Origin of the sequence: Bradyrhizobium altum (assembly GCF_020889705.1) — a bacterium.
GTDB lineage: Bacteria > Pseudomonadota > Alphaproteobacteria > Rhizobiales > Xanthobacteraceae > Bradyrhizobium > Bradyrhizobium altum.
This window is the reverse complement of record NZ_JACMYP010000303.1, coordinates 1-9,804: the sequence shown is the minus strand read 5'-3', so window position 1 is coordinate 9,804 and position 9,804 is coordinate 1. Positions and strand designations below refer to the sequence as shown.

Genomic DNA, 9,804 nt, shown 5'->3' with positions numbered 1-9,804 from the left:
GATTATCCGACGCTCGCAATGTTCAACGTCCGGTAAAGCCTTGTTCATCCCCACCAGCCAACTCAAGGATTGGCGCGACCTCCAAGACAAAGTTGCCATGCTCTTTCGAGAGATGGGCTACGACGCAGTCACACCCCTCACGGTGAAGTTAGCTGGTCGAGGAAGCAAAGAGGTGGACGTCTACATCCACGATCCTCGCGCCAGCGTTAACCAGGTCATGCTCGTTGAGTGCAAATACTGGGAGTCGCCAGTTCCGCAGGATACGGTCCATTCGTTTCACACAATCATGAGCGGAGCGGGAGCAAACACCGGCTTCATCATTTCCAAGGTGGGTTTCCAGAGCGGAGCGTACGAGGCGGCAAGCAGCACAAACATCCACCTTCTCAGTTGGGATGAGCTACAGCGCAAATTGGACGCCAGTGGTACCTCCACAAATCGGAAATTGCCGACAAACTTATCGGAGAACTGCGAGCTATTGATCGGATTTACCTGGATCAATTTGCTCCAGGTCCAATTCACAACACCATGTTTTTCAGCGCTACCGGCCTCACTCAAGAGCTGCTTGACGTGCTTGCTGACATCCGGATTGTCCTGATGGCCACTATCGGTGGCCCCAAATCTTATGATGTCTCAGGCCCAATCGAAGTCAGCGTCTATGAGGGGTTTCCAGGAGCAACCAAGGGGCGGTGGGACTTGCCCGTGCTCAAGCTGGATGGCGTTCGCGAGTACTTCGAATGGATAGGAGATTACGGAAGGGCGCAGCTTGATCGCTTCGAGGCGCTACGTAAACGTGCGCACCAAGGCTTCGATGAACTGCCTGACGGCGGCGATGCCGCGTTCGCAGAAACGCGAAAATATATGGTCGAAGAAATGCCGATACGTTCGTTCAAGGAGGATCTGGGACAGGAGACGTACGATAAGCTGATTCAGCAGCGCGTCTCGGAAACCAGATTGTTCAAGCCCAACGGAAGATAGAACCGCGCGCCAGTGATTTACTGGAGCCCATTCTGGCTACCCCGACAGCCGCTCCACTAACACTTCCATAGTGCCAGACCGGCACGCCAGCCACACAGCGTTGGGATAATCCCCATTCCAGCGGTCGCACCGTATCAGGGTGTGCACAAACCGGCGCGACGCTCCATCATCCGCTCGCGCCACCCATTCCAGCGACCGTTCAGAAAAATCTGAATCCATCTGAACGTCTGGTCCGGTAAATCCGGCCTGTGCTGCCGCCTCGACAAACTGGCGGTACGCGTCAGCGCGCGCGAAACGCAACTGGTTCAGCGGCCGGCTGGCGCTGATATGAGGCCACCAGCTTCGCCGCTGCTTTCTGGAATTCCATCGCCCGTCCCACGAACAAATTTCTATGCGCCCGGCGCGTCGTGACGACACCATGAGCTTATCCGTTGAGCGACCGTTGAAGAACCGTTGCTCATCCATTGAAAGCAGACGATGAGCTCTATTATGACAAACATTCAAGTTTTGCAGTCCAAAATCGCGGAGACAAAGACCGCGATAGAGGCCCAGCTATTCTTGGGCGAATGCACCCAATCGCTTCGCGCAGGTCTCGCGGAACTGGAAACGCAGCTCAGAGCAGCCGAGAGCGAGGCCGTCCTCGAAGAACGTGCCAACCAGCGAGCTGAAGCCGACAGGCAGACCAGCGCGCCGCTGGGGAGACCGCCGCCGGCCCATGACCGACAAGGTATTCCTGGATCCGCATCAACTGGCAGAGCGCTGGGGAGCGGGACCTCGGATCGCACGCGTCGCGAACTGGAAAGTCAGCGGGAAGGGGCCGCGCTTCACCAAAATTGGCGGCAGCGTTCTTTACGATATCGAGGAGGTTGAGGCTTGGGAGAAGCGGCGCACCGCGCAGAGTACCGCTGAATACGAGACGTGGGAGGACTAAAGGCTGAGACGAAAGCCCTTCGCTGGCGTGGCCAACCTGCGGACAAGCCGATTGGAAGCTGCTATCCCTAGTGGCAAAAGCCATTGGGGATTCGGGGGGCTTTGTGAGGATTGCTCGCGTTCACATCGAGAACTTTCGGGGGATTAGGCGTGCTGATGTTCATTTCGCTGGAACGTCAGTTCTGCTCGGGGACAATAATACCGGAAAATCCACCATATTCGAGGCCATAGAGCTCGCGATCGGACCGGACCGATTGGCCCGCGCTCAGCCGATCGACGAGCACGATTTCTACGGCGGCGAGTATCTTCCAACAGAGGGAGCACCCTCGAAGCAGATCGTTGTCGAGGTTGTCATTACCGGCCTCGACGAGCAGCAATGCACACGCTTTCGCAACAATCTCGAATTCTGGCGCCAGGCTGATCGCAGGCTTCTCGGGCCAGGTCAGGGCGCCGTCGTCGGACAACCGGGCATTGAGCCTGCAGTTCGCGTTCGGTTTGAAGGAGCCTACGACCCAGAAAATGACGACTTCACCGCAAAGACGCGGTTTGCGGTGCCTCGCTTGGCAGATGGCACAATGCTCAGTGAATGCCGTTCTGGCGACAAGAGGGAATTCGGCTTCCTTCATCTTCGCGCACTTCGGACAGGTACTCGTGCCCTGTCGATGGAGCGAGGCTCACTCCTCGACGTCATCCTCAAGACATACGAGGTCCGCACCCGCATGTGGGAGGGCCTACTCGGACAGCTTCGCGATCTGGATGTCGTGGGTGCCAGCGACCCCGAATTTGGGCGTATTCTTGTGGCGATCCGAGACGCCATGCGCAACATCGTTCCCGGCGAATGGGCCGATGCCCTTCATCTTCGGGTCTCCGAGCTGACGCGAGAAGACCTTCGCCGCGTCCTTAAATCATTTCTCGCCACAGGCGTCCCGGGCTACGCCGCTCCCTTCCAGCATCAGGGCTCCGGTACAATCAACGCTCTGGTCCTTGCAATGCTCAGCCTCATTGCGGAGCGCCGCGAAGGGCGTGTGATCTTTGCGATGGAGGAGCCGGAGCTTTCGTTGCCGCCACACGTCCAGAAGCGTGTCGTCGACAAGGTGAGGGCAATCGCGGCCCAGGCGCTATTCACGTCACACTCGCCTTACGTGATCGAGCAGTTTCAGCCCGAGCAGATGACGGTAATGTCCCGAAACTCGGAGGGAGTTCTTACTTCCTCGGACATTGCGCTGCCCGACAATCTTAAGCTCAAGAGCTTTCGCGACGGTTTTCGCACCCGTTTCTGCGAGGCTTTGCTTGCGCGCCGCGTGATCGTCGTCGAAGGGAAGACGGAGCTCGTTGCTTACAGCGCGGCCGCACGCAAGGCTGCCGAGATTGATCCCGCGAACTATGAGCGGCTCGATACTCTGGGATGGGTGCCGTTCGACGCGGGCGGTCAAAGTGGAGTTGCTCCTTTCGCGGCGTTCTTCCGCGGACTTGGGAAGTCCGTTGCGTCGATATTTGACGAGCAGGAGCGCGCGGCACGCGACGCCATTGTGGCTTCCTGTGATGCGCCATTCGAGCAGCCCTATGCAGGCTTTGAGCATCTTCTGTCAGCAGAGGTCTGGGTTGGAGCGCAAGCTTGGTTTGTCCGCTTTCTCGTCGAGAGTAATGAGTGGCCACCAGCACTCAACGATACGCTGCCATTTCCAGGCTCGCCCGATGACGCATATCGAGATGCATTCCTGGCGCTCTTCAAACACAAGAAGGGCGATGACTTTCTTACAATTTTCTTCGAGCATTGCGGGCTCACGAATTTCCCGCAAACCATGCTGCGGACTATCGCGGCGCTGAAGGGCATGGCCCTGCCACCGGCACCTCCGGCCCCGCCCGCGCCACCAGGTCCGAATGGCATCTTCGGGTAGTTGCGATGCCGTTGGTTCTATGCGAACAAAGGCAACGGTTACGGCGCACCGATGGCAATATCCTTGTCCGTGGCGGCGCTGGATCTGGCAAGACCACCATTGCGCTTGCTAAAGCCTGCGCTGACCTGGAGGCGGGGCGGCTCGGTTCTATCGGGAAGGCGCTCTTCCTGAGCTTCGCACGGGCAACGGTTGCTCGTGTGGCCGAACATGCCACGGCGACATTGCCGCGCGCGATGATGTCGCGCATCGAGATCAACACTTATCACGGTTTCGCCTGGACATTATTGAAGAGTCACGGCTATCTGCTGTGCGAGAAGCAGGGCGTCTCCCTGCTGTTGCCAGCCAAGGCCCGCGCCCATCTTGCGGGACTCGAGGGCGACGCGCGGACGGCGCGGCAACGGCAGCTGTTCGAACGAGATGGTCTGGTCGCTTTCGATCTTTTTCCAGTTCTCTTGACCGAACTGTTTCAGACAGCCCCAATACTCGCGAAATCTTATGGGCGCGCTTACCCTCTGATCATTGTCGATGAATTTCAGGATACGAACGCAGACGAATGGGCCATGATTGCCGGCTTGGGACGAAACAGCCGCCTCATCGCGCTCGGAGATCCTAAGCAGCGAATCTACGACTTCAAGGGCGCGCATCCTCGTCGCTTCGACGAATATAATGAGGAATTCAGCCCAACGCCCTTTGACTTCGCTGGTGAGAACAATAGGAGTGCGGGCACGGACATTACTCAATTTGCCAACGACATCATTACCGGCGAATTCCGGGCACCGGCTTATACTGGCGTCACTATCACGCGCTATCGCGGTCAGAGCCTGCGCCCCTTGAAGCAAGAGATTCTGAGATCCGTCGCCCGGCTCCGTCGCAATCCCGAATGGTCGCTCGCCGTCCTCGTCCCGGCGAACGTCCTGGCCGTGAGCGTCTTCGACTACATGGCCCAAGCCATCCATGGCCTGCCCAGCTATCCCGTCGACATTCTCGTTGCCGCCGAAGGACCGATGCTCGCCGCCGACCTCATTGCGCTTCTTCTGGAGCCGCGCGTAAGCGATCAGGAGCATGCTGGCGCCATCCTGGACGCTCTGGCTGCCTTCGAGCTAGGTCGAAGTGAAGGGGCATCGGCGACGGCCATCCGGAGGGCAGGCCGGTACACCGAGATCGCAGCCAATGTTCGAGTTCACGGATTAGGACGGCTTGGCGCGCGCGGCATCGGGCCCGGTGTTCGCAATCTGCTGGATAGCGTCGCCGCGTTGGTCTTTTCCGGAGATCCGATGACTGACTGGCGCACCATACGTGCCCAGCTCAACGCTAGCGACCGCTTGGAATTCCGCACGGTTGCGAAGGAGGCGCGCCACATGCGACTCCTGCACCGCGGCGCCCAGATTGAATCGAAACTGGCGGAAGCCTGGCGGACAGATGGAGCGTACCGGGATGCGCGTGCCTTGCTAGCGGCTGCAGTAGTCGATGATCAGTTCGCGGCGACCACGCGCCCACACCAGGGCGTGACGGCGATGACCATTCATAAGGCCAAAGGCAAAGAATTCGACGAGGTCATCGTCTTCGAAGGCGTCTTCCAGAGGTATATCCAACGATCTGGCGCCGAGGGGGAGCGATCCGCCCGATTCAATCTGCATGTCGCCGCCACACGAGCACGGCGCGTAGCGACCATCATGACTCCAGCAGTCGACCCATGTCGCTTACTTCCATGAGGATCGGCCGCGCTCTTAACCTGATAGAAACGATAGCTGCAAACGAGCAATGAAAAGTGATAGATATGCCTGAAGAGGAAGTTGTCCGACTAGAAGCGACGCCAAGCACGATCAAGAAACTGTTCGCCTACAGCGGCAACCAGTGCTGGTCGATGAATCCGGCGCGATGCTGGGCAAGATCGCTCACATCGAAGCTGCACAGGAGGGGGGACCGCGGTTTAACAGTAAAATGTCAAATGAGGCCCGGCGGTCGTTCAACAACCTCCTTCTGGTTTGCGGAAAACACGACGACATCATCGACTATCGCCCCAATGTGGAGACCTACACCGCCCAGACGCTTCGTCGATTCAGGAAAGAACACGAGGACCGGTTTCGCCGCGCTGAGCGGCAGCTTCTTGAACAGTTCACCGACACCACCCAAGCGAGCCAACCTAGCTACCCGAAAACTTTGAAGAGCCTGGCGGACGTGACGAAGAGCGATGGGCTGGCCGAAACTCAAGAGGAAATCGACGGCATCTGCCAGTTCATTGACAAGCTCAAGGAGTTGCCCCTGCAACAGCGGGATTTTGCGATCAAGCTCGCTGAGCGTATGCGGCGGCAGAACACCGATAAGCTGCTGGTAGAGGACGTCATGGGTGCGTTCCAGATCGGCAGTACAAAGCTAAAGGACTGCATGCGCGTCCTTGAGGCGCATAATCTGGGATGGATCAATGAGGGGCATAACTACCGAGAATATTTCGTCGAATTCGCCGGTCGGCATCCTTAGAAGATCAACCCGTGGATCGAAATCCTCGATTTTTGCGACGCCACCGGAGTACCAGTAGACTCATTCGTCCACGGCCTGGATTTCGAGCAATATGATAGTTAGTGGCGCTAACCGCCCGTTATGAAGACTGTGCATGGATGCGCGTAACGTTCGACAGCAATGCCTGGGAAAAGATTTTTGCCCCACGGGATGAGAAATGGATTGCCATTCGCGAGGCTTTGTTGCGGGGACGAATTTTCGGTTTCATCAGCGAAGCAGCATTCCGTATAGAAGCTATCCGAAAAAAGGAGCGGTCAGCCTATTTCGCCCAGTCCGCCATGGATGTGCAGTTTCCGTTTGATACCGTGGTGCGGGATGGCGTGCCGTATCTCCGGATTATGTTGATTGGACCAGACAACAACCTGCACCCCGGGCTGCCCGATGCGCAGGCTGAAAAACTGAGTTTGGCGCTCGACACTGGGATAAGGGTTCTTCGCGGTGTGACGTGGCTAGGCTTGCCTTCTCCCCTAAACAACGGTGCCAGGCCGATCTTCGAAGAAGATAAGGGAAACCAGAACGAGCGCGAGCAGTGTCAGATTGCGGTTATGGAACGGATTGAGGCACGCGGTGTCGGCAAGGCCATATTCGATGCGATAGGTGGATGGCAGGCCGTCAAGTCGGAAAATGAAAAAGCGCTCAGCAAGTCATGTGCGGAGTGGGCGGACGCAGAATTGGTTGCCGCACACATCGCTTATGGGAATGACATCATCTGCACTGACGATCACGGCCGAGCGTCTGGACTGTCAATATTCGATATGGCTAACAGGAACTGGTTGTCGTCCGAGTACGGGGTTCGGTTCATTACGTTAGAGAATCTTGGCTGAGGAGCTCACAGAGTAAGATAGTTCGGAAGCTTTCACGCTGCGGGCTTTCAGGACTGCCGCAGCCAGCAGGTCAGCCGACTGCTGCAGCATCTCACGGCGTTCTTTCTGCTATTCGTGCCGGTTATAGGCCGCTCGCACCTCTTGGCCGGCGCATGGGCCAAGCACCTCTCGACCACGTCTGGATTAGCGTGCTGGCTGTTGAAATACGTGCTGAACATGCTTCTGAAGCGTGGATGGTGACACCGTCCACCCGCAGCCCGGTGATCGCCCGGTTCAGCGTGGCGTCGGACATCGGGGTGCCCGATTTGCTGCGGTGAAGAAACAGGAATTCACCCTCTGAAAATTTCCTCAACCGCGGCATCAAAGTCGAATGATCGATAATACCGAGTGTCGCCCCTTCAGACAGGCAAGCCGAGCTGCGGTTCTTCCTGCCCGTCGTCGCGCAGCGCAGAGAGCGAGACGCCCAGCAGCTGGACCGTCTTCGGAAAGAGCATCTTGTTCCGCAGCAGCGCGACCGGGAGGCGCTCCAGGTCGGGCTCGACGCGGCCATCCAGGCGATGACGATGCCACTGACGATCGAAAAGGCGGTCGTCGGCAGAGCCGGACAGCGACTCAACATGCTGCTATAAGCATTTGTGCTTTGTGAGATGCTTCCGGTCGGGCAACTCGCCTCCAGCGCCGCCGACGCGCCTGCAATCGATTGCCAGATTACGCTACCCATTACTCTCGCCTCTCGATTGTTCGAGGGCTGCGAAATGGCTTCAACAGCGCAGGATGCAGACCGACATTGACCAGGAGAGGGTGCATGTCGAACATCATCAAGGAATTGCCTAACAGTACCGCACGTAAGAGCGTCAGCCGACGCGTCTTTCCCTGTATTCGAGATCTCCTCGTCGCGCTTGCGGAAAATGCGCCGGAATGCCACGCGATTCTGACTCCTGGACGCCTCCCGATGACGTATGGCGCGCTGTGGACGCAGGCAAAGGACGTGGTTTTCGGCTTGCGGAACCTTGGCGTGCGCCGAACTGACAGGGTCGCGGTGGTCTTGTCCGACGGACCAGAGGCTGCAGTGGCGGCGATCACCGTTGCAGCCGGCGCGGTTCGCGTACCTCTCAATCCCGGCTTCACCTGTGATGAATACCAGCGATATTTCGGCGAATTGCACCTGGCGGCGCTATTGACGCACGCTGACTTGAATTCGGCCTGCCGACGCGCCGCCCGCATCCAGGGCGTGCCCGTGATCGACGTGTCGATGCGGCCCGACCAGGCGGCCGGCGCGTTCAGTGTTGCCGATCGGGCGCCGCAAGGGCTGCCTGACGATGGGTTTGCGTCCAGCGCTGACGACGCATTCATCCTGATGACATCCGGCAGTACGTCGCGGCCCAAAACGGTTCCTCTGACCCATGCGCGCCGCGTCCTACGGGCGCGAGCGCCTGGACGCGGCAGCCGCGCGGGCGATCGACATCGGCGCGCGCACCTATGGCTCGGTCAAGTCGATCCTCGCCAACAACCTCGATCGGCGTCCTGCTTCCCCAGCGTTCCGCAGACGACCTGCCGATCCTGCATTCCAACATCCGCGGACCGCGCTACTACGATTAGGAGATGATCCCTTGCTTACCCATCCGACCTTCGACCGGCTCAACGCGCTCGGCCTCCACGGCATGGCCAAAGCCTTTGTCGACATCGAGGCCACTGGCGAGGCCGCGAGCATCGGTCACGCCGAATGGCTCGCGTCGCTGCTCGAACACGAAGTATCGCTGCGTCACGACAAGCGGCTCAACGAGGAGTCGATGGGCGATGATGCGCGCAAGTTCAGCGGAACGGGGAATCCCACGAGACTCCTTACGGCAATTGATCATCTGCGGACCTTCGGGCGACGGGCGAGATCCCAATCCGCGCTATCCCGAAGACGCGGCTCTCGTCAAAGAGTACAAAAACGAAGTAGCGACAAATACCGCGACCAACTATGCGGCTATTTTGACCAGTTTCAGTGATTACCTGCGTGTAAACAACAAGAAGGGCATCGCTGGTCGGCTTCTCGATGAGGCGTTGGATGAAGATGTCGAGAAATTTAAGAAAGAGGCCGGTGGCCAGAAATATCGCTCCAGCGCTGACTAAGCTGCGAAAATCGCTGGCCGGCGCTAAAGCGATCGAGATCGAGCGCCGTATTCCCACCAATTCTGATGCCGACGATGCGGGAGTGACAGGGGCGAGCACCGCGGCACTTGATTGCAGATTGATCCGCGATTCCTCAATGCTATGACCTGACGCCGAAGAGAACCGCCGACCCCTTAGGATCGGCGGCCAAGTCAAGGAAGGAAACGCCCGCTAGGGCAGCGATAGCCAGACTACCGCAAGGTACCGCCGATCTCCCGGCGGATCTGGAATGAACATTCTTGCGACTAAGCTAGAGGATGATCCGCCTACTCCATCGAATGGAGGTGACGCGAAGGCGACTACGCATTACCAGGTTCAAGTAATTCAATTGTGCTCGCACTAAAAGAAAAAGTTCCGTACGCCACGCACAAATTGAGCGCTTTCTCCTTGCACCTTCAACAGGTCAGGCACTGCGTCGCACGACGTTGTACCGAGCTAACTTAATCAAGTGCGCAGCTTGCCAGCCCGCGCGCATGCGTCAATCATGCGGTCTTCGTCATCTT

The 9,804-nt window shown here is 58.2% G+C and carries 9 protein-coding genes and 2 pseudogenes; all 11 read left to right on the top strand.

The window, feature by feature from the left end; translation table 11 throughout:
• On the top strand, positions 1-595 hold a 595-nt coding region (locus H8B02_RS41000), incomplete at its 5' end, for a restriction endonuclease (protein WP_229171373.1).
• Positions 595-975: a hypothetical protein gene (locus H8B02_RS40995; RefSeq protein WP_229171372.1), complete on the top strand. Its 381-nt coding sequence runs from the start codon at positions 595-597 to the stop codon at positions 973-975. The genes H8B02_RS41000 and H8B02_RS40995, both read left to right, overlap by 1 nt.
• 715 nt (positions 976-1,690) lie before the next feature.
• Entirely contained in the window at positions 1,691-1,906 is a 216-nt protein-coding gene (locus tag H8B02_RS40990; protein WP_229171371.1) for a helix-turn-helix transcriptional regulator, read from the top strand.
• Between the two features lie 70 nt (positions 1,907-1,976).
• Positions 1,977-3,803 (top strand): ATP-dependent nuclease, encoded by a 1,827-nt coding sequence (locus tag H8B02_RS40985; RefSeq protein WP_229171370.1) that lies wholly within the window; start codon positions 1,977-1,979, stop codon positions 3,801-3,803.
• A gap of 5 nt (positions 3,804-3,808) precedes the next feature.
• Positions 3,809-5,515, top strand: coding sequence for a UvrD-helicase domain-containing protein (locus H8B02_RS40980; protein ID WP_229171369.1), 1,707 nt, complete (start codon positions 3,809-3,811; stop codon positions 5,513-5,515).
• Positions 5,516-5,657: 142 nt separating this feature from the next.
• On the top strand, positions 5,658-6,281 hold the full coding sequence (locus tag H8B02_RS40975) for a hypothetical protein (RefSeq protein WP_229171368.1): 624 nt from the start codon (positions 5,658-5,660) through the stop codon (positions 6,279-6,281).
• Positions 6,282-6,382: 101 nt separating this feature from the next.
• Positions 6,383-7,144, top strand: a complete 762-nt coding sequence (locus H8B02_RS40970; protein ID WP_229171367.1) for a hypothetical protein — start codon at positions 6,383-6,385, stop codon at positions 7,142-7,144.
• 805 nt (positions 7,145-7,949) lie between these two features.
• Positions 7,950-8,507, top strand: a pseudogene (locus H8B02_RS40965) (AMP-binding protein); the annotation flags it as partial.
• Between the two features lie 52 nt (positions 8,508-8,559).
• Positions 8,560-8,743: pseudogene (locus H8B02_RS40960) on the top strand (IS21 family transposase); the annotation flags it as partial.
• Positions 8,744-8,754: 11 nt separating this feature from the next.
• Positions 8,755-9,138, top strand: coding sequence for an ATP-binding protein (locus H8B02_RS40955; RefSeq protein WP_229171374.1), 384 nt, complete (start codon positions 8,755-8,757; stop codon positions 9,136-9,138).
• Positions 9,139-9,197: 59 nt separating this feature from the next.
• Positions 9,198-9,407 carry a hypothetical protein gene (locus H8B02_RS40950; RefSeq protein WP_229171366.1) on the top strand — a complete coding sequence of 70 codons (210 nt, stop codon included), beginning with the start codon at positions 9,198-9,200 and terminating at the stop codon, positions 9,405-9,407.
• Positions 9,408-9,804 lie beyond the last annotated feature (397 nt).

Bases quoted from the DNA above. Each gene is read 5' to 3' on its own strand.
- H8B02_RS40995 (WP_229171372.1), top strand. From the start codon at position 595: ATGGCCACTATCGGTGGCCCCAAATCTTATGATGTCTCAGGCCCAATC.
- H8B02_RS40990 (WP_229171371.1), top strand. From the start codon at position 1,691: ATGACCGACAAGGTATTCCTGGATCCGCATCAACTGGCAGAGCGCTGG.
- H8B02_RS40980 (WP_229171369.1), top strand. From the start codon at position 3,809: ATGCCGTTGGTTCTATGCGAACAAAGGCAACGGTTACGGCGCACCGAT.
- H8B02_RS40950 (WP_229171366.1), top strand. From the start codon at position 9,198: ATGAAGATGTCGAGAAATTTAAGAAAGAGGCCGGTGGCCAGAAATATC.